Origin of the sequence: Frankia canadensis (assembly GCF_900197875.1) — a bacterium.
GTDB lineage: Bacteria > Actinomycetota > Actinomycetes > Frankiales > Frankiaceae > Frankia > Frankia canadensis.
In genome coordinates this window covers 1-18,238 of sequence record NZ_FZMO01000530.1, presented here as the reverse complement: position 1 = coordinate 18,238, position 18,238 = coordinate 1, and the positions used below count along the sequence as shown (strand labels likewise).

The following is an 18,238-nucleotide window of genomic DNA, read 5'->3' as shown; positions in this document are numbered from 1 at the left end:
TACCCGGCCACGGCGCCGCCGAACAGCCCAGCCCCGACAAGTTTCCCGTTCGCGGATGTTCGTCAGGCGCGCAGGGCCAGGTCGGCGATCAGCGCCCGGCGGGTCGCGCCCGTCAGCGGCGTGCCGTCGCTGTACTCGGGATGGTCGACGACGAGCTCCGCCGGCACGGCGGGATCGCGGAACGCGTCGCGCAGCTCGTCGTCGAGGACGAAGCGCACCATGTGCACCGAGACGGTCTCGGTGGGCACGTCCGGGTCCTCGTCGAGGCCGGGGATCTCCTGCCCGGCCACCTGCCGGCCACCGATCTCGAGGAACACGCTGTGCTGCAGCCCGGCGAGGCGGCGCAGCTCCTCGCGCACCGTCTCGAGGACCGCGAGCTCGACGAAGACGGTCGCCGTCAGCACATGACTGCCCGGCAGCAGCCGCGAGTACGCCTCGACCTCGTGGGCGACGTCCGCGGAGGCGGTCAGCCGCTCGGTGTAGACCATCTCCTGCACCTGGTAGCGCAGGGTCTGCTCGTTCTCGAACTCGACGACGACGATGTCCCCCACCCGGACGCGGCGCTCGGCGCGCACAGGGAGCATCTCCCGGCGCAGCTCGGGTCGACGCGCCGCGTACGCCTGGTGGTCGGTGGTGATGTCGGCGACGGTGAGCGCCATGATGCGGCCTCCTGTCCGGACGGACGGTGGTCGGTAGGAGTCGGTGGTCGGTAGGAGTCGGCGGGAAGTCGGTGGGAATGGTGCGAGAACGGCGCCGGCGACCGGTCCCGGGCGCGGGAACGCCCGGGAGGCCGGCCGCCGGTGCGGTTCAGCTCAGCTCAGCGCGGTGCGGCGCCACGAGCCCCGTGCCGCGTGGAGCCGAGGTACCAGGCGCCGCTCAGGCGTCGGCGGTCTCCTCGGCGTTGAGCGCGTCGAGGGCCTTCTTGAACCGGCCGGCGTGGGTCTTCTCCGCCCGGGCGAGGGTCGAGAACCAGTCCGCGATCTCCTCGAAGCCCTCCTCGCGGGCGGTCTTCGCGAAGCCGGGGTACATGGCGGTGAACTCGTAGGTCTCGCCGGCCACGGCGCTGGCCAGGTTCTTCGTGGTGGTGCCGAGCGGCTCGCCGGTGGCCGGGTCGCCGACCTCGGCGAGGAAGTCGAGGTGGCCGAACGCGTGGCCGGTCTCGCCCTCCGCGGTGTCGCGGAACAGCGAGGACGCGTCGGTGAGGCCCTCGATGTCGGCCCGGCGGGCGAAGTACAGGTAACGCCGGTTCGCCTGGCTCTCCCCGGCGAACGCCTCCTTGAGGTTCTCGTGGGTCTTGGTGCCGTCAAGCTTCGGCATGGAGCGCTCCTTCGGAGGGGGTTGTCTGACGGTCCGAGCCCTGACAGTCCGGGCACAGTCCCCGGAACTGCAGGTCGTAGCCGGTGATGGCGAAACCCGAGCGGCGCGCGATCTCCGCCATCATCCCGTCGGGGACGGGATGATCGAGGTCGACCGCCCGGCCACAGCCGTCACAGACCGCGTGGTCGTGCCGACGGGTGTTGGCGTCGTACCGCGCCGCCGCGCCGTCACCCAGGGTGAGTTCCAGGGCCCGACCGGTCGACACCAGCAGCGCCAGAGTGCGATACACCGTAGCGCTGCCGATCCCCGGCGACGCGCGGCGCACCCGCTCGTACACCTCCGCGGCCGTCGGGTGGTCGTCCGCGGCCCGCAGGACCTCGAGCACGGCCATCCGCTGGGGGGTCAGTCGAAGATCGGTCTGGTCGGTCATCAGTCACGCCCGTCGGCTTCATTGAGAACGACTCTCAGTATCACTCCTTAGGCCGCCCGAGGGCAACCGGCCCCACCCGGGGGCAACCGGGACGCCACGCGGACCCGCGCCCGACCGGGTAATCTTCGGGACGGATCGCGCCGCCGGCCAGCGGCGGGCGCAACTCGGGAAGGGCCGCGGACGCCATGAAGACCGTCCTCGTCTACGCCGACCGTGCTGACGTGCGCGCGCGTGTCATCTCCGTCCTCGGCCGCCAGCCCGCCGAGGACGTGGGCCCGCTGGCGTTCACCGAGGCCGCGGATGCCACCGAGGCCATCGCCGTCGTCGATCATCACGAGGCGGACCTCTGCATCTTCGACGCCGAGGCCACCCCCAGCGGCGGCATGGGCCTGTGCCGGCAGCTCAAGAACGAGGTCGCCGACTGCCCGCCCACCATCCTGCTCGTCGCCCGCCCGGATGACCGCTGGCTCGCCACCTGGTCGCAGGCGGACGCGGTCGTCACCCACCCGGTCGACCCGGGCCAGCTCACCGAGGCGGTCGTGACCCTGCTGCGGGCCCGTGCCGGCGGGGCGGCCGCGCGCCGGCCGCTCACGGGCGCCCAGCTGGCCGGCTGACGGCGGTGACCGTCGAGGCAGCCGCCCCGGTTCCCGCCTCCGCCAGCACCGTCGCGTCGAGCTGGCCGGAGCTGATCGGGACGCTGCTCGCCGGCGAGTCTCTCTCCCGCGGGCAGACGGCGTGGGCGATGGACCAGATCATGGCCGGCGCCGCGTCGCATGCGCAGATCGCCGGCCTCGCCGTGGGCCTGCGGGCCAAGGGCGAGACGGCCGCCGAGATCGGCGGCCTGATCGAGGCGATGCTCGCCCACGCCGCGCCGCTGCGCGTCCCCGACGAGACGCGCGCCCGCGCGGTGGACACCTGCGGCACGGGCGGCGACCGCTCGAACACGGTCAACATCTCGACGATGGCGGCGCTCGTCGTCGCCGGCGCCGGCGTGCCCGTGATCAAGCACGGCAACCGCGCGGCGTCGTCGTCCTGCGGCTCCGCCGACCTGCTCGCCGAGCTGGGCGTGGTCGTCGACCTGCCGCCGGCCGGGGTGGAGGAGTCGCTGGCGGCGGCCGGCATCGCCTTCTGCTTCGCCCGGATCTTCCACCCGGCGTTCCGGCACGTGGCGGTCCCACGCAGCGATCTCGGCGTGCCCACCGCGTTCAACATCCTCGGCCCGCTGACGAACCCGGCGGGCCCCGGCTCCCAGGCCATCGGTGTCGCCGACCCGCGCCTCGCCCCCGTCGTCGCCCAGGTCCTGGCCGACCGCGGCACCCGGGCGCTGGTCTTCCGCGGCGACGACGGCCTCGACGAGCTCACCCCGGTCACGACGTCCACCGTGTGGGTCGTCGGCGCGGCGGACCAGCCGCGCCGGGAGCGCTTCGACCCGCGCGACGTCGGCATCCACGTACCGGATGTCGCCCTCCTGCGCGGCGCTGACGCCCCGCACAACGCGGCCGTGGCCCGCCGGGTACTCGCCGGTGAGCCCGGCCCGGTCCGCGACGCGGTGCTGCTCGCCGCGGCCGCGGCCCTCGTCGCCGCCGGCGGCCCGACGACGGCCCCGGTCGCCGAGCAGATCGCCGCCGCCCTGCCCGCGGCCGCGGACGCCCTCGACTCCGGCGCCGCCGGCAGGGTTCTCGCCGGCTGGGTGGACGCCAGCCAGGCCGCCGCCAGGAGCTGAGCCGCCGGCCAAGGGGCGGGCACAGCGGGGCCAGGGCGGGCAGCGGACCATGGGCGGCCTCCTGAGCCAGCAGGCCGCGACAACCCGGGCGCGACAAGACCTCAGGCAACGCGACAGACCTCAGGCAACGCGACAGGGGCCGGGCAGCGCCACCGTGAGGTGGGCTGCCCGGCCCCTGTCGGTCGTGCCGCGCTCGGCGCCGCGGGCTCAGTCCTCGGGAATCGGCGGGTGCCAGAAGTTCTCGAACACCAGGCAGGTCACGAACGTGACGACCAGCGCCCCGCCCAGGACGACCAGCCAGATGCCGAAGACGAACCCCATCGCCGCGGTCACCGCGCTCGCGCCGATGAAGAACGGGTAGTAGCTGCCCGGGGTGAAGTGCCCGAGCTCGCCCGCACCGTCGGCGATCTCGGCGTCGGGCAGGTCCTGCGGTCGCATGCCGATCCGGCGGCCGGTGAAGATGAGGTAGCCGCCCACCAGCAGGCCGAGCCCGGTGGTGAGGGTGAGCGCCGCGGTGCCGGTCGGGTCCTTCGCCCAGAACCAGTAGACCAGCGCCACGACCCCGGCAAAGATGCCGAAGAAGCTGAAGATGATGCCTTCCACCTTCATACGATCGCCGCCCTAACCGATCTCGGGTGTCGCATGGTAGTCGACCCGGCCGACGGTGGCCGGGAAGTGCAGGTCGAACGCCGGCCGCTCGGAGCGGATCCGGGGCAGCGACCGGAAGTTGTGCCGGGGCGGCGGGCAGGAGGTCGCCCATTCCAGCGAGTTGCCGTAGCCCCAGGGGTCGTCGACGACCGCCAGCTGACCCTTCCGGTACGAGTGCCACAAGTTGTAGATGAACGGCAGCGTCGAGATCGCCAGCAGGAACGAGCCGGCGGTCGAGAACGTGTTCAGCGTGGTGAACCCGTCCGTCGGGCTGTAGTCGGCGTAGCGCCGCGGCATGCCCTTCAGGCCCAGCCAGTGCTGCACCAGGAAGGTGGCGTGGAAGCCGAGGAAGACCGTCCAGAAGTGGATCTTTCCGAGGCGGTCGTTCATCATCCGGCCGGTCACCTTCGGGAACCAGAAGTAGGTCCCGGCGTAGGCCGCGAACACGACGGTTCCGAAGATCACGTAGTGGAAGTGCGCGACGACGAAGTAGCTGTCGCTGACGTGGAAGTCGATGGGCGGGCTGGCCAGCAGCACGCCGGTGAGACCACCAAAGAGGAACGTCACCAGGAAGCCGATGGAGAACAGCATCGGCGTCTCGAAGGTGAGCTGCCCGCGCCACATCGTGCCGATCCAGTTGAAGAACTTGATGCCGGTGGGCACCGCGATGAGGAACGACAGGAACGCGAAGAAGGGCAGCAGTACCGCGCCGGTGACGAACATGTGGTGCGCCCACACGGCGACCGACAGGGCGCCGATGCCGATGGTGGCGTAGACGAGGCCCTTGTAGCCGAACAGCGGCTTGCGGGAGAACACCGGCAGGATCTCACTCACGATGCCGAAGAACGGCAGCGCCAGGATGTAGACCTCGGGGTGCCCGAAGAACCAGAACAGATGCTGCCACAGCAGTGCGCCGCCGTTGCCCGCGTCGAACACGTGCGCGCCGAAGCGGCGGTCGGCCTCCAGCGCCAGCAGCGCCGCGGCGAGCACCGGGAACGCGATCAGCACGAGGATCGACGTGACCAGGAAGTTCCAGCAGAAGATCGGCAGCCGGAACATCGTCATGCCGGGGGCGCGCATGCACAGGATCGTGGTGATCATGTTGACGGCACCGAGGATGGTGCCGAGACCCGACACGGCCAGACCCATGATCCACAGGTCGGAGCCGGCGCCCGGTGAGTACACCTCGTTGTTCAGCGGGGCGTAGGCGAACCAGCCGAACGACGCGGCTCCGTTCGGCGTCAGGAAGCCGGCCACCACGGTGAGGCTGCCGAACAGGAAGAACCAGTACGACAGCGCGTTCAGCCGCGGGAAGGCGACGTCCGGAGCGCCGATCTGCAGCGGGATCAGGAAGTTCGCGTACGCGAACGCGATCGGCGTCGCGAACATGAGCAGCATCAGCGTGCCGTGCATGGTGAACAGCTGGTTGAACTGCTCGTTGGAGAAGTACTGCAGCCCCGGCCGGGCGAGCTCGGACCGCATCATGATCGCCATGATGCCGGCGAACAGGAAGAACGCGAACGAGGTCACGAAGTACATGACCGCGAGGTCCTTGTGGGACGTCGTGCGCAGGTACCCGAGCAGGTTCGTCCGCTTGGGTAGATGAGGCTGCTCGGGCTCGGCGTGGCCGACACCCGGTTCGTGCACGAGGGTCACTGTCCGCTCCCGGTGGCTGCGGTGCTCGCGGACGCCGCGACCGAGGTGGACGCGACGGGGGCGTTGAGCCGGTCCGCGATGAACTTGTTGTACTCGTCCTGCGGCACGACCTTCACGTAGAAGTTCATCCGGTCGTGGTCGGTTCCGCAGAGCTCGGCACACCGACCGATGAACGTTCCGGTCTTGGTGACGGTGAGCTCGAACTGGTTGATCCGCCCAGGGATGACGTCCCGCTTGAACAGGAACTCGGGCACCCAGAAGGAGTGGATGACGTCCGGCGACGTCTCCACGAACCGGATCGAGCGGCCCTGCGGGAGCACCAGCACCGCGGGCTCACCGGGCCGGCCGGTGACCTCGATCTGGTTCGGCCCCGTCTGGCCGGTGCCGGGGTCGATGTACTTGAACTGCCAGTTCCACCGGAAGCCGATGACGTCGACCGTCACATCCGGATGGGCCGACAGCTTTGTGACCTCGGACTCGTCGCGCGCCGTGTAGAAGAACATCGACGCCACCACGACCACCGGTACGACCGTGTACAGAATTTCGACCGGCAGGTTGTAGCGCACCTGACGCGGCAGCACGTCACTGCGGCGGCGGAAGGCCACCACCGCGTAGAGGATCATGCCCCACACGATTACGCCGACGACAAGGGCGGCGATCGCCGAGCCCTGCCACAGATTCAGCAGGCGCGGCGAATGATTCGTCACACCATCGGGGTAGCCGAAGTTCGGCCTGTCGCAGGCGGTCGCCGCGAGCCCCACGAGCGCGAGCGGACCGACCAGTCGCAGGCGCCGCCCGCGCGAGCCGGCCCGGCCGGCTCCAGCGCCAGCGGACACATCCGCGACCGACGGCCGGGTCCGACCGAAGGATCTCCTCACCAGGTCCTGCCTCCCACGACTAGCGGCTCGCGCCGCACGGCGAACCCCGTCCACCGGTGCCCGCGAAACCCCTTCAAACGCCATGTCACCCCGGTAGATCCCGCCGGACGACAGGCTGTCTTCGACACGCTGTAGATGGTGCGGCAGCAGCGTATCTCAGCGGCTCGGCAGCTTCTCGCCTCAGGCCCCATCAAGGGGCTGTGACGAAGACCCCCGCCGGGCCCCGTCCCGGCCGGTTCTCCGGCGTAGCGTCAGGCCCGTGCCGGCCTATCTCGACCACGCGTCGACCACTCCCCTGCACCCCGTCGCCCGGCAGGCGCTGCTGGTAGCCCTCGATGAGGGCTGGGCCGACCCCGCACGCCTGTACCGCGAGGGCCGCCACGCCCGCAGGCTCCTCGACGCCGCCCGGGAGACGGTCGCCGGGGTGCTCGGCGCCCGGCCAGATGAGATCAGCTTCACGGCCAGCGGCGCCACCGCCGCCACCCTGGCCCTGCTCGGCACCGCCGCCGCTCGCCGCCGCGCCGGCGACGCCGTCATGGTGAGCGCGGTCGAGCACTCCAGCGTGCTGCACGCGGCCCGCCATCACGAACAGGCCGGCGGCCGCGTCGTCGAGGTCGGTGTCGACCGCCTCGGCCGGGTCGACCCGGCGGCGTTCACCCCGGTTCCCGGCACGGCCGTGGCCAGCCTCCAACACGCCAACCACGAGGTCGGCACCCTGCAGCCGGTGGCCGAGGTCGCTGAGCGGCTGCACAACGCCGGGGTACCCCTGCACACCGACGCCGCCGTCACCGTCGGCCACATCCCGGTGGACCTGGGCGCGCTCGGCGCGGACCTGCTGACCGCCAGCGCGCACAAGTACGGCGGCCCGGCCGGCGTCGGCATCCTCGTGGTGCGCACCGGCACCCGCTGGCGCGATCCCCGCCCCGGGGCCGGGCCCGACGCGGCCGCCGGCGGCTTCCCGGACGTCCCGTCGGTCGTCGCCGCCGCGGCCGCGCTCGCCGCCCGCGCCACGGAGATCGCCGAGGAGGCCCCGCGGCTGGCCGGCCACGTCGCCGAGCTGCGCCGCCGGCTACCGTCCCTGATCGACGACGTGGAGCTGCTCGGCGACCCGGCCGTGGCGCCGACGGTGGGGCACATCAGCGCCTTCTCCTGCCTGTACGTGGAGGGCGAGGCGCTGCTGGATGGGCTGGACCGGGCCGGGATCGCGGTCAGCTCGGGCTCCAGCTGCACCTCGGACGTGCTGACCCCGAGCCACGTGCTGGTCGCGATGGGCGCGCTGACCCACGGCAACCTGCGGGTGTCCTTCGGCCGGGACTCCACCCAGGCCGACCTCGACGCCCTGCTCGACGTCCTGCCGGGCGTCGTCCGCTCGGTCCGGGCCAGCCTCGGCGCCCCCCACCTCGGCGCATGAGCGAGCCCCGGCGCGACGGCGTCATCGACGCGCGCGGCCGCCGCTGCCCGCTGCCGATCATCGACCTGGCGCGCGCGTTCGGCGCCGTCCCCGTCGGCGCCACCATCGCTCTGTGGGCGGACGACCCTGCCGCCGGCCCGGACGTGGCCGCCTGGTGCCGGCTGCGGGATCAGGAGCTCGTCTCCACCCGCACGCTCCCCGACGGCGGCGAGGAGTTCGTCATCCGCCGCCGGAGCTAGCACCACGCCGCCTCGGCCCTCTGGACGAAGCTCGTGCCAACGGTTGTGAAGATCACAACCCGGGCCCGGGTTCGGCCGCTCCCCATAAGCCGCAAATCGGGCTGACCTCCCGCGGGTGGGAAGCGTGTACGGGAGACAGCGCCACCGTGTCGCGAATTCGCGCCTGCCCGTCCGTTCTGCCCGGATTATGCGACACGGGCTGCCGCGAACGGGCGCCGCGAAGATCGCAACCCGAGACACACAACCTAGGCGGGCAGGTGGGCGGCGATCTCGGTGGCGGCGTCCGCGCCGTAGGCCTCGGTGATCCGCTTGACCACCTCGGACGTCTCGGCGGAGTACTCCTGGGTGCCCACGGTCTCCAGCACCAGGGTGGCGAGCAGGCAGCCGACCTGGGCGGACCGCTCCAGCGACAGGTCCCACGACAGCCCGGCGAAGAAGCCGGCGCGGAACGCGTCGCCGACGCCGGTCGGGTCCGGGGTGGCCCGGGCGGGAACCACGGGGACGCGGATCGGGTCGCTCTCCGGCGCCTCGATCACGACGCCGTCCTTGCCATGGGTGGTGACCCGCACGCCGACCCTGGCGAGGATGTCCTCGTCCGTCCAGCCCGTCTTACTGGCGAGCAGGGCCTTCTCGTACTCGTTGCAGAACAGGTAGGCGGCGCCGGCGACGAGCTCGCGGATCTGCGGGCCGTCCATCCGGGCGAGCTGCTGGGAGGGGTCGGCCGCGAACGGGTACCCGCGCTCGCGGCACTCCTGGCTGTGGCGCACCATCGCGGCCGGGTCGTTCGGGCTGACGATCACCATGTCGAGCCCGCCGAACCGCTCGGCGATGGGGAGCAGCTCGATGCCGGCGGCCTCACTCATCGCGCCCGGGTAGAAGGAGGCGATCTGGTTGAGGTCCTCGTCGGTGGTGCAGACGAACCGGGCGGTGTGAGCGATCTCACTGACGTGCACCGAGGTGGCGTCGACCCCGTGCCGCTCCAGCCAGGAGCGGTAGTCGGCGAAGTCCTCGCCGACCGCGCCGACGAGGATCGGGCGCAGGCCGAGCCGGCCCAGGCCGAAGGCGATGTTGGCCGCCACTCCGCCGCGCCGGATCACAAGCTCGTCGACGAGGAAGGACAGCGACACGCTCTGCAGCTGGTCGGCGAGCAACTGCTCGGCGAACCGGCCCGGAAAGCGCATGAGGTGGTCGGTGGCAATGGAACCCGTCACGGCGATACGCACGATGGTGGAGCCTACCCGCCCCCTCGGGGCACCCACCCACACCCTCGGTGGACCCACCCACACCCGGAAAACACGGAACCCGCCGCGGCCGGAGAGGATCCGGGCGCGGCGGGTTCCGTCAGGCGATCAGTGGAACGAGTCGCCGCAGGCGCAGGAACCCTGCGCGTTCGGGTTGTCGATCGTGAAGCCCTGCTTCTCGATCGTGTCGACGAAGTCGATCGTCGCGCCGCCGAGGTACGGCAGGCTCATCCGGTCAACGGCGACCTTGACGCCGGTGAAGTCCAGGACGGTGTCGCCGTCGAGCGAGCGCTCGTCGAAGAACAGCTGGTAGCGCATGCCCGAGCAGCCACCGGGCTGCACCGCGATGCGCAGCTTGAGGTCATCCCGACCCTCCTGCTCCAGCAGGTTCTTCACCTTGCCGGCGGCGGTGTCGGTGAGGATGACGCTCGAGGGCTGCGCCACGGTCTCCGTCGTGTCCTGAACGGTCATGGGGACTACTCCTGCCCTAACTGTGACAAGCCTGGCGAGAGGCTCTCGTGGTTCCGGTCGGGTACTGCGCTCTATGGGCTCTACGTGCCCAGCTTCAGTGTCGAAGCTTCTGGTCGGCCCAACACCAGCGGACGGGATCCGCTTCCCATCGTAGCGAGGCTCCTGGCAGGCGACCACGTCGCTGTCCGGACCAGAGCGAGACGCCGGTCACCTCGCCTCGCACGTCAGCACGCATACGATGGCCAATCGGAGTTAGAGTCTCATCGACCATTCGTGGACGGAGGCGGCCAGGCCCGATACGGCCGGTCGACCGGAGGAGTCGCCATGACCATCAACCTGCTGCTGCTCGGCCGCGGGTCGGACCCGGCCAGCGAACGCGGCGTCGACTGCCCCGGCGAGCTGCCGCCCGCGGCGGATCCCGACCTCGCGGCCCGCGCCGCCGCCGCCAAGGCAGCCCTCGGCGACCGGGTGTTCGTCCTCGGTCACCACTACCAGCGCGACGAGGTCATCGCCTTCGCGGACGTCACCGGCGACTCGTTCAAGCTCGCCCAGCAGGCCGCCGCCCGCCCGCAGGCCGAGGCGATCGTCTTCTGCGGCGTCCACTTCATGGCGGAGAGCGCCGACATCCTCACCGGGCCGCACCAGCGGGTCGTCCTCCCCGACCTGGCCGCCGGCTGCTCGATGGCCGACATGGCCACCGCCGAGCAGGTCGAGCAGGCCTTCGACGACCTGCTCGACGCCGGCGCCGCCGCGGGCACCGTCCCGGTCAGCTACATGAACTCCTCGGCGGCCATCAAGGCGTTCACCGGCCGTCACGACGGCACGATCTGCACGTCGTCGAACGCGAAGCGCGCCCTGGACTGGGCGTTCGGCGAGCGCGGCGGCGAGCGGGTGCTGTTCCTGCCCGACCAGCATCTCGGCCGCAACACGGCCATCGGCGAGCTGGGGATGACCGAGGACGACTGCGTGGTCTACGATCCGCGCCGCCCCGGCGGCGGGCTGGCCCCCCGGCAGCTGCGCGAGGCGAAGATGATCCTCTGGCGCGGCCACTGCTCGGTGCACGGCCGGTTCACCCGCGCCAGTGTCGACGAGGTGCGCGCCCGCGTCCCCGGGGTGACCGTCCTGGTGCACCCGGAGTGCCAGCGCGAGGTCGTCCTCGGGGCGGATCTGGTCGGCTCGACGGAGTACATCATCTCCGTCGTCGACGCGGCCCCACCCGGCTCGGCGTTCGCCATCGGCACCGAGCTGAACCTGGTCCGCCGCCTCGCGACCCGCCACCCCGACAAGACCATCGTCTTCCTGGACCGTACGGTGTGTTTCTGCTCCACCATGAACCGGATCGACATGCCACACCTCGTGTGGGCACTGGAGTCCCTCGCCCGCGGCGAGATCGTCAACCAGATCACCGTCGATCCGGATGTGGCCACCTATGCCCGGAAGGCACTCGATCAGATGTTGGCACTGCCCTGATGGCCCTGCTCCCACGGCGCGGGGGCGCCGCTCCGGAACCCGACACCGAGCAGGTCGACGAGGTCGAGACGGAATTCGCCGACGATCCTCGGCGCACCGCGGGCAAGGGCCGTCCAACGCCCAAGCGGTCCGACGCCCGCGCCGCCCGCACCACCGCCGCGACCCGCGCGCCCGCGAACAAGCAGGAGGCACGCTCCGCCCGGCGCAAGCAGAGCCAGGAGTACCGGGCGGCGATGATGTCCGGGGACGTCAGCCGGCTGCCGCCGCGCGAGCGCGCCCCGGAGCGGGTCCTCGCCCGCGACTTCGTCGACACCCGGATCAACGTCGGCCCGTTCTTCCTCATCGCCGCGGTGATCTACTTCATCGGCGGGCTGGTGCCCAACGGCGTCATCCGGCTCGCCGCCACGGTGCTGATGCTGTTCGGGATCCTCGCCGTCGTGGTCGACTCGATCGTGCTGTCCATGCAGGTCAGCCGGCGGGTGGCCGCGAACTACCCGGATTCCCGCGTCCGCGTGCGCGCCTATGCCGCCCAACGCGCGCTCCTGCCGCGGCGCTGGCGCCTGCCGCGTCCCCGGGTCTCCCGCGCCGACCCCAGGCCGTAGCCGACCCCAGGCCGTAGCCGTTGGTCCACCGTGAGCGCGGCCAGAGCCCGACCCGCGGCCACGCCCGACCGTCCCCGACCGGGGACGGTGAGCATCCCCCTCCGCCTCGTGGTGAGCTTCGCCAGAGTCGATGCTCACGAGGAGGAGACAAGCCATGCACCACGATCCGGCGCTTCTCGTGAGACTTGTCCGCGACCTGGTCCAGGACCCGAAAAGCATCCTCGGGGAGAATGTGGTCTGGGTCGCCGGCCGCGTCCTCGGTGCCGACAGTGTGGTGTTGCTATACCGAGAGGGATCCGACGGTCCTGTCATCGGCAAGCACTACGTACTGCCCGAGCTTGCTTCGATGTTCAGCCCGAACGTGACCACGGAGGAGCTCGCACGGATCATCTTTGTCGACGAGATCACCGATCCGAGCGGACCTGGCCGACATCTCGATGTCGACTGGGCGGACGGTCTGGTTTCAGACCCGTCAGCCGTCACCTGGTGGACCTGAACGGCTCATCCTGAGACCTCTTGTGGTGCCGGGAAGCGGAGGGAGCGGGGCCGTCGGCCGTCGAGCCCGGTCCCGGCTCCACGCCGGCGCAATGCCACCGCAGCACAGGCCGGCGGGACCATGGCCGGCGGGCGGCCAGGCAAGTGGTGGCCGCCAGGTCGCCGGCCATAGGTTTGGCATGTGAAGCATCGGCGCCTGGGGCGCAGTGGACTGGCGGTCAGCGAGATCTCCTACGGAAACTGGATCACGCACGGTGACCAGATCGAGGCGGAGGCCGCGACGGCCTGTGTGCGGGCCGCCCTCGACGAGGGCATCACCACCTTCGACACGGCGGACGTGTACGCGGGCACCCGCGCCGAGAGCGTGCTCGGCGACGCGCTCGCCGGCGTCCGACGCGAGTCGTACGAGCTGTTCACCAAGGTGTTCTGGCCAACCGGGCCCGGCGAGAACGACAAGGGCCTCGGCCGCAAGCACATCATCGAGTCCGCGCACGCCTCGCTGCGCCGGCTGCGCACCGACCACCTGGACCTCTACCAGGCGCACCGGTACGACCCGTCGGTTCCGCTGGAGGAGACCCTGCGGGCGTTCGACGACCTGGTGCGCGCCGGCAAGGTGCTCTACGTCGGCGTGTCCGAGTGGACGGCCGAGCAGATCACCGACGCGGTGCGGATCGCCGGCGATCTCGGATTCGATCGGATCATCTCCAACCAGCCGCAGTACTCGATGCTGTGGCGCACGATCGAGGCCGAGGTCGTCCCCGCCTGCGAGCAGGCCGGGATCTCGCAGATCGTCTGGTCGCCCATCGCGCAGGGCGTGCTGACCGGCAAGTACCAGCCAGGACAGCCGCCGCCGCAGGGCAGCCGCGCGACCGGCGGCGCCGGCGCGGGCTTCATCTCCCGGCTGATGCGCGACGAGGTGCTCACCGCCGTCCAGGAGCTGCGGCCGATCGCCGCCGACGCCGGGCTGTCGATGGCGCAGCTCGCCGTCGCCTGGGTGCTGCAGAACCCCAACGTCTCCTCGGCGATCATCGGCGCGTCCCGGCCGGAGCAGGTCCGGGAGAACGTCGCCGCGTCCGGGGTGACGCTGGACCCGGCCGTCCTCAAGCGGATCGACGACGTGCTGGCCGGAGTCGTGACCACCGGCTGAAACTCGCCTCCACGCGGGTGACCAGGGTAGAAACGGGCAAGGCGTGACCACGCCCACATTCCACCCTCCGCGATCGAACGAGGTGACCGGTGAGCACAAGTCCTGGGCCGCTGCGCGGCGTGCGCGTCCTGGAGGTGACGCAGGGCCGGGCCGGGCGGGTGGCCGGGATGCTGCTGGCGGATCTCGGCGCGGACGTCGTGCGCGCCGAGTTATCGCCGCCGGTCAGCGACGACCAGTTGTCCTCCACCCTGCCGTTGGCCGCCGCGGGGGCGGGAGCGGGTGGCACCGATCCCGGCCTGCTGTGCTGGGATCGGGGCAAGCGAGTGGTACGCGTGCCCGCCGGCGCTGCCGGGTCTGATGGCGCTGACGGGCTCGGTGCCTCTGACGGGCTCGGTGCCTCTGACGGGCTCAGTGCCGCTGACGGGCTCGGTGCCTCTGACGGGCTCGGTGCCGCTGACGGGCTCGGTGGGCTTCTCGAGGGCGCCGACGTGCTGCTCGTCGATCACACGCCGGACCGGCTGGCCGCCGCCGGACTGGACGCGGCCACGCTCACCGCGGACCATCCCGCGCTCGTGCACGCGTGGCTGCCGCCCTTCGGCGAGCACGGGCCATGGCGGGAGGTCCCCGAGGATCCGCTGCTGCTCGCCGCGGCCACCGCCGTCGCGGACCGCTACCCGGCGACGGTGGAACGCCCTGTCGCCCCGATCGTGCCGGTGATCACGAACCTGCACGGCGCGCTCGGCGCGGCGGCGGCCATCGCCGGCCTCATCTCCCGGGACCGCCAGGGCGGGCGGGGCCGGGCGGTGGCCGTCAGCGGGCTGCACGCGGCGGCCGCGGAGATGGCCGTGATGACGCCGACGGGCATCGACCAGCAGGTCTTCGCCAGTCAGCGGCTGGCGAGCCTGCCGTTCTGGCGCACCTACCAGGGGTCGGACGGCCGATGGTTCTTCCTGGCCACGCTCGCGCCGGACCAGTTCTTCCGGGCCCTGGAGGCGCTGGACCGGATGGACATCCTGGTCCTGCCCGGCGTCGACGGGGACATCCAGAAGATCTGGGGATACAACGAGGCCAGCGCCCTGGTCAACGCCGAGCTGGAGGCCGAGTTCCGGACCAGGCCGGTGGCCGAGTGGCTCGACCTGCTGACCAGCGTCGACGCGCCGGCCGCGCCGATCGGGACTCGCGACGAGTGGGCCGCCAGCGACATCGTCGCCGCCAACGGCGGCATCGTGTACCGCGAACACCCGGAGCTGGGCCGGGTCCGGCTGCCCGGCCCACCGTTCATCCTGGCCGGGACGCCGGCGGCCGTCGGCGAGTTTCCCGAGGTGGCGGACCTGCCCGCCGATGGCGCGGTGTGGTCCGGCGCACGGGTCGACGTCCCGGTGCAGCCCGCGCCCGTAGGCGCCGAGGCCGCCGTCGCTGGCACCGCCACGGGTGACACCGGCGCCGTCGACACCGCCGCGGGCGACGCGGCTGGGGACGAGGACGCGGACCAGCTGCCGTTGCACGGGATCAGGATGGTGGACGCGTCGTCCTACCTGGCCGGGCCGTTCGTCGGGGCGCTGCTCGCCGACTGGGGGGCCGACGTCGTGCGGGTCGAGTCGACCACCGGCGACTCGTTCCGGATGTTCCCGATGTCCGTGCTCGTCGCCAACCAGCACAAGCGGACGATCTCCCTCGACATCACCCGGCCGCAGGGGCGTGACGTGCTGGTCGGCCTGCTGAGCGGTGCGGACCTGTTCCTGGAGAACCTGCGGCCCGGGCGGCTGGAGCGCATCGGCCTCGCACCCGGCGACCTCGCCCGCGACTTCCCCGGCCTGGTCCACACCTCGGTGTCCGCGTACGGCCACGCCGGGCAGTACGCGGACGCGCCCGGCTTCGACCCGGTCTTCCAGGCCCGCAGCGGCCTCGCCGAGGGTCAGGGCGGCGCCGACGACCCGACCCCCACCCCCGTCCCGATCGTCGACATCGGCACCGGCGCGCTGGGGGCGCTGGGCACGCTGGCCGCCCTGTTCGCGCGGCTGCGCGGCGGCGCGGGCCAGCGGGTGTTCGTGTCGCTGGCCGGCACCGCCGGGTTCCTCCAGTCCGCCGAACTCACCGACTTCGCCGGACGACCGCCGCAGGTCCGCGGCACGGTCAACCATCTCGGCCCGGACGCGGCACACCGCTACCACCGCTGCGCGGACGGCTGGCTGGCCGTCGCCGCGGACGGCGCGGCGCGGCGCGGGCGGCTGTGCGCGGCCCTCGGGGTGGCCACCGAGGACGAGCTGGGCGCGGCCCTGGCGGCGCTGCCGACCGAGCGGGCCGCCCGGCTGCTCGCCGAGCACGGCGTGCCGGCGCTGCCCGCCCTCTCCTTCCACGGCGTGCTCGACGATCCCCACCTGCGCGCCAACGCCTTCACCCACATCGTCCCCGACCCGCGGTACGGCCGGATCCGGATCTCCCGCTCCTACGCCGACTGGCGGACCGGGCGCGGACGCCAGCCCGGCCGGGCGCTGCTGATCGGCCTGGACAGCCGCGCCATCCTCGCCGAGCTCGGTTTCGACGCCGACGAGCTGTTCGCGGCAGGCGTGTCGACCGACGCGCAGCTGGGCGACGTCCTGCCCGGCGTCACCGTCGGCGAGGCCGCCTACGACGAGCCCAGCCCCGACGAACCCGGTTCCGGGGGCGCCGGTCCCGAGGACGCCGATCCCGGGAGCCCCCGCGCGGAAGCCACCGCCGGCGAGGCCGCCTCCGGGGAACCTGCGTCCGGGGAGGCCGCGCGGGAGGAGGCCGCACTGTGAGCGAGTCCGGGGTCGTCCTCGTGCACGACGACGGGGGCATCCGGCGGATCACGCTGAACCGTCCGGATCGGCTCAACGCCTTCACGGTCGACTCCTACCGTGCGCTCGGAGCGGCGGTGGCGGCGGCCGACGCGGACGACTCAGTCTCGGTGGTGCTGCTCACCGGGGCCGGGCGGGCCTTCTGCGCCGGCGCGGACCTCGTCGAGATCCCCCGCAGCGACCAGACGCTCGTCGCCGAGACGTTCCGCACGATGCTGCTGGCCGTCGTCGGCCTGTCCAAGCCGCTGGTCGCCAGGGTGCACGGCCCGGCGGTCGGGGTGGGGATGACGCTGCTGCTGCACTGCGACCTGGTCGTCGTCGCCGAGTCGGCGCGGCTGCGGGCGCCGTTCGCGGAGATCGGCACCGCGCCGGAGACGATGAGCTCGGTGCTGCTGCCCCGCGCGGTCGGGCCGCAGCGCGCCGCCGAGCTGTTGTTCACCTCCCGGTGGATCAGCAGCGCGGAGGCGGTCGAGTACGGGCTGGCGCTGCGCCGCTGCGCCGACGACGAACTGGACGGCGTCGTCGGCGAGCTCGCCAGGACCATCGCCGCGTTCCCGCCGGCGGTGCTGGCCAGCACGAAGCGCCTGCTGCGCGCCGGCCAGGCCGAGCTTGCCAGCCCCGACGCGGCGGCCGCGGTGATCGACCGGGAGACCGCCGAGGGCGCCGAGCTCGGTCGCCTGTTCGGCTTCCCGCGCCGCTAGACGACGTCTCTGGTTGTGATCTTCGTGTGGGTTGTCCCGACGGGTCGTGACAGCGTTCTGGCAGTGTCACGGCGCCCCGTGTCGCGAAGGCGGGATAAACCGGACACGACCCGCGGGGTTCGAGACACGGCGACGCTCTCCCCCGCACACACTTCCCGCCCGCAGGAAGTCCGCCCGTCCTCTGCGTTCTGGTCGGACATCGACACCAGAGATGATCATAAACCCCAGGTCGCGGGTCGCTGTGGGTGAGGTCGCTGGCGGAGGTTGCAGGGCTGAGGGGGTCTCAGCCGGCGAAGGCAGCGGCGAAGGCGGCGGCGAGGGCGGACCAGGTGCGGTCGAGGTCGGAGCCGGGCAGGTAGCGGCCGTCGAGTTCGAGGATGACGGTGCCGTGAGCGGCGGCCCACAGGGCCTGGGCGCGGTAGGGGTCGCCGGTCGCCCGGTAGAACGGCTCGCCGGCCCAGTCCTCGACGCCGGGGGCGAGCTGGTCGCGCGCCAGCGGGCCCGCGGTGAACAGGCGGTACAGGTTCGGGTGCGCGCGGGCATAGCCGCGGTAGGCCGTGAGCAGCGCGTCGACGACGGTGGCGGTGCCGGTACCGCCATCGCCGTCGCCGAGACCGCTGGACCGGTCGCCCGTGCCGCCACCGGCCGCGGCGGTACGGTCAGAGGCGGCACCGCCGGTCGCGGCGCGATCAGCCGCGGCGCGGTCGAGGACCGTGTGCAGCGCGTCGCCGAACTCGAGCAGGCTCGCCTCGAGGAGTCGGGCCTCGAGCTGGGGCTTGCCGCTGATGTGCTTGTAGAGCGACGGCGCCCGGATGCCGAGCACCTCGGCGAGGCGGCGCATCGTCAGCGCCTCGGCACCCTCCTTCTCCAGCAGCTCGCGGGACACCGTGATGATCTCGGCGACCCGCGGCGACGGCGTGGGCAGGACGGGCCGGGGCGCGACGCGGGCGAGCGGCGGGTTCATGCCGTGGCGGGCGCGGGGCCGGTGGG

At 72.2% G+C, this 18,238-nt stretch carries 19 protein-coding genes; 10 read left to right on the top strand and 9 right to left on the bottom strand.

What is annotated here, in order from left to right:
* Positions 1-62 precede the first annotated feature (62 nt).
* The 3 genes from C1A33_RS28645 to C1A33_RS28635 all read right to left on the bottom strand — a co-directional run bounded on the left by C1A33_RS28645 (position 63) and on the right by C1A33_RS28635 (position 1,747).
* Positions 63-659, bottom strand: coding sequence for a DUF3501 family protein (locus C1A33_RS28645; protein WP_101835004.1), 597 nt, complete (start codon positions 657-659; stop codon positions 63-65).
* 217 nt (positions 660-876) lie between these two features.
* Positions 877-1,317, bottom strand: a complete 441-nt coding sequence (locus tag C1A33_RS28640; RefSeq protein WP_101835002.1) for a rubrerythrin family protein — start codon at positions 1,315-1,317, stop codon at positions 877-879.
* Positions 1,304-1,747, bottom strand: coding sequence for a Fur family transcriptional regulator (locus C1A33_RS28635; protein ID WP_101835000.1), 444 nt, complete (start codon positions 1,745-1,747; stop codon positions 1,304-1,306). Before C1A33_RS28635 ends, C1A33_RS28640 begins: the two co-directional genes overlap by 14 nt.
* A gap of 185 nt (positions 1,748-1,932) precedes the next feature.
* On the opposite strand from C1A33_RS28635, the gene C1A33_RS28630 reads away from it, so the two are divergent.
* Positions 1,933-2,361, top strand: a complete 429-nt coding sequence (locus C1A33_RS28630) for a response regulator transcription factor (protein WP_101834999.1) — start codon at positions 1,933-1,935, stop codon at positions 2,359-2,361.
* 5 nt (positions 2,362-2,366) lie between these two features.
* Positions 2,367-3,470 (top strand): anthranilate phosphoribosyltransferase, encoded by a 1,104-nt coding sequence (gene trpD / locus C1A33_RS28625; protein WP_101834997.1) that lies wholly within the window; start codon positions 2,367-2,369, stop codon positions 3,468-3,470.
* A 207-nt stretch (positions 3,471-3,677) separates the two neighbouring features.
* On the opposite strand, the gene ctaF is transcribed toward trpD, so the two are convergent.
* From ctaF to ctaC, 3 genes are read right to left on the bottom strand one after another with little or no spacing between them, the layout of a single operon-like run.
* Positions 3,678-4,079 (bottom strand): aa3-type cytochrome oxidase subunit IV, encoded by a 402-nt coding sequence (ctaF, locus tag C1A33_RS28620; protein ID WP_101834995.1) that lies wholly within the window; start codon positions 4,077-4,079, stop codon positions 3,678-3,680.
* A gap of 12 nt (positions 4,080-4,091) precedes the next feature.
* Positions 4,092-5,774: an aa3-type cytochrome oxidase subunit I gene (gene ctaD / locus C1A33_RS28615; RefSeq protein ID WP_101834993.1), complete on the bottom strand. Its 1,683-nt coding sequence runs from the start codon at positions 5,772-5,774 to the stop codon at positions 4,092-4,094.
* Positions 5,771-6,652, bottom strand: a complete 882-nt coding sequence (ctaC, locus tag C1A33_RS28610) for an aa3-type cytochrome oxidase subunit II (protein WP_101834991.1) — start codon at positions 6,650-6,652, stop codon at positions 5,771-5,773. Before ctaC ends, ctaD begins: the two co-directional genes overlap by 4 nt.
* A 259-nt stretch (positions 6,653-6,911) precedes the next feature.
* Here ctaC and C1A33_RS28605 point away from each other — a divergent pair, with 259 nt between their 5' ends.
* Both C1A33_RS28605 and C1A33_RS28600 read left to right on the top strand, forming a co-directional pair.
* On the top strand, positions 6,912-8,063 hold the full coding sequence (locus C1A33_RS28605) for a cysteine desulfurase family protein (RefSeq protein WP_101834989.1): 1,152 nt from the start codon (positions 6,912-6,914) through the stop codon (positions 8,061-8,063).
* The gene (locus C1A33_RS28600; RefSeq protein WP_101834987.1) at positions 8,060-8,302 is read left to right on the top strand and encodes a sulfurtransferase TusA family protein; all 243 of its coding nucleotides are present in this window, start codon (positions 8,060-8,062) and stop codon (positions 8,300-8,302) included. The genes C1A33_RS28605 and C1A33_RS28600 overlap by 4 nt, the downstream gene beginning before the upstream one ends.
* Positions 8,303-8,547: 245 nt before the next feature.
* Here C1A33_RS28600 and C1A33_RS28595 read toward each other — a convergent pair whose 3' ends face one another.
* Together C1A33_RS28595 and erpA are read right to left on the bottom strand one after the other, a co-directional pair.
* A complete protein-coding gene (locus C1A33_RS28595; RefSeq protein ID WP_101834985.1) occupies positions 8,548-9,525 on the bottom strand; it encodes a carbohydrate kinase family protein in 978 nt (325 codons plus the stop codon).
* Between the two features lie 126 nt (positions 9,526-9,651).
* Positions 9,652-10,014, bottom strand: coding sequence for an iron-sulfur cluster insertion protein ErpA (gene erpA, locus C1A33_RS28590; RefSeq protein ID WP_101834983.1), 363 nt, complete (start codon positions 10,012-10,014; stop codon positions 9,652-9,654).
* Positions 10,015-10,338: 324 nt separating this feature from the next.
* Between erpA and nadA the strand changes: the two genes are divergently transcribed.
* From nadA to C1A33_RS35405, 6 genes are all read left to right on the top strand, one after another.
* The gene (gene nadA / locus C1A33_RS28585) at positions 10,339-11,484 is read left to right on the top strand and encodes a quinolinate synthase NadA (protein WP_101834981.1); all 1,146 of its coding nucleotides are present in this window, start codon (positions 10,339-10,341) and stop codon (positions 11,482-11,484) included.
* Complete coding sequence (locus C1A33_RS28580; protein WP_101834979.1) at positions 11,484-12,086, top strand: DUF3043 domain-containing protein; 603 nt, start codon at positions 11,484-11,486, stop codon at positions 12,084-12,086. The genes nadA and C1A33_RS28580 overlap by 1 nt, the downstream gene beginning before the upstream one ends.
* Before the next feature lie 154 nt (positions 12,087-12,240).
* Positions 12,241-12,582, top strand: a complete 342-nt coding sequence (locus C1A33_RS28575; protein WP_101834977.1) for a hypothetical protein — start codon at positions 12,241-12,243, stop codon at positions 12,580-12,582.
* Positions 12,583-12,762: 180 nt separating this feature from the next.
* A complete protein-coding gene (locus C1A33_RS28570) occupies positions 12,763-13,728 on the top strand; it encodes an aldo/keto reductase family protein (protein WP_101834975.1) in 966 nt (321 codons plus the stop codon).
* An 89-nt stretch (positions 13,729-13,817) separates the two neighbouring features.
* Entirely contained in the window at positions 13,818-16,508 is a 2,691-nt protein-coding gene (locus tag C1A33_RS28565; protein ID WP_101834973.1) for a CaiB/BaiF CoA-transferase family protein, read from the top strand.
* The gene (locus C1A33_RS35405) at positions 16,505-17,248 is read left to right on the top strand and encodes an enoyl-CoA hydratase/isomerase family protein (RefSeq protein WP_165818632.1); all 744 of its coding nucleotides are present in this window, start codon (positions 16,505-16,507) and stop codon (positions 17,246-17,248) included. Before C1A33_RS28565 ends, C1A33_RS35405 begins: the two co-directional genes overlap by 4 nt.
* A 283-nt stretch (positions 17,249-17,531) precedes the next feature.
* Here the strand turns inward: C1A33_RS35405 and C1A33_RS28555 are convergent, their stop codons facing one another.
* Positions 17,532-18,212 carry a TetR/AcrR family transcriptional regulator gene (locus C1A33_RS28555; RefSeq protein ID WP_101834971.1) on the bottom strand — a complete coding sequence of 227 codons (681 nt, stop codon included), beginning with the start codon at positions 18,210-18,212 and terminating at the stop codon, positions 17,532-17,534.
* Positions 18,213-18,238: the final 26 nt, after the last annotated feature.

Bases quoted from the DNA above. Each gene is read 5' to 3' on its own strand.
- C1A33_RS28645 (WP_101835004.1), bottom strand. From the start codon at position 659: ATGGCGCTCACCGTCGCCGACATCACCACCGACCACCAGGCGTACGCG.
- C1A33_RS28640 (WP_101835002.1), bottom strand. From the start codon at position 1,317: ATGCCGAAGCTTGACGGCACCAAGACCCACGAGAACCTCAAGGAGGCG.
- C1A33_RS28635 (WP_101835000.1), bottom strand. From the start codon at position 1,747: ATGACCGACCAGACCGATCTTCGACTGACCCCCCAGCGGATGGCCGTG.
- C1A33_RS28630 (WP_101834999.1), top strand. From the start codon at position 1,933: ATGAAGACCGTCCTCGTCTACGCCGACCGTGCTGACGTGCGCGCGCGT.
- ctaF (WP_101834995.1), bottom strand. From the start codon at position 4,079: ATGAAGGTGGAAGGCATCATCTTCAGCTTCTTCGGCATCTTTGCCGGG.
- C1A33_RS28600 (WP_101834987.1), top strand. From the start codon at position 8,060: ATGAGCGAGCCCCGGCGCGACGGCGTCATCGACGCGCGCGGCCGCCGC.
- erpA (WP_101834983.1), bottom strand. From the start codon at position 10,014: ATGACCGTTCAGGACACGACGGAGACCGTGGCGCAGCCCTCGAGCGTC.
- nadA (WP_101834981.1), top strand. From the start codon at position 10,339: ATGACCATCAACCTGCTGCTGCTCGGCCGCGGGTCGGACCCGGCCAGC.
- C1A33_RS28580 (WP_101834979.1), top strand. From the start codon at position 11,484: ATGGCCCTGCTCCCACGGCGCGGGGGCGCCGCTCCGGAACCCGACACC.
- C1A33_RS28575 (WP_101834977.1), top strand. From the start codon at position 12,241: ATGCACCACGATCCGGCGCTTCTCGTGAGACTTGTCCGCGACCTGGTC.
- C1A33_RS28555 (WP_101834971.1), bottom strand. From the start codon at position 18,212: ATGAACCCGCCGCTCGCCCGCGTCGCGCCCCGGCCCGTCCTGCCCACG.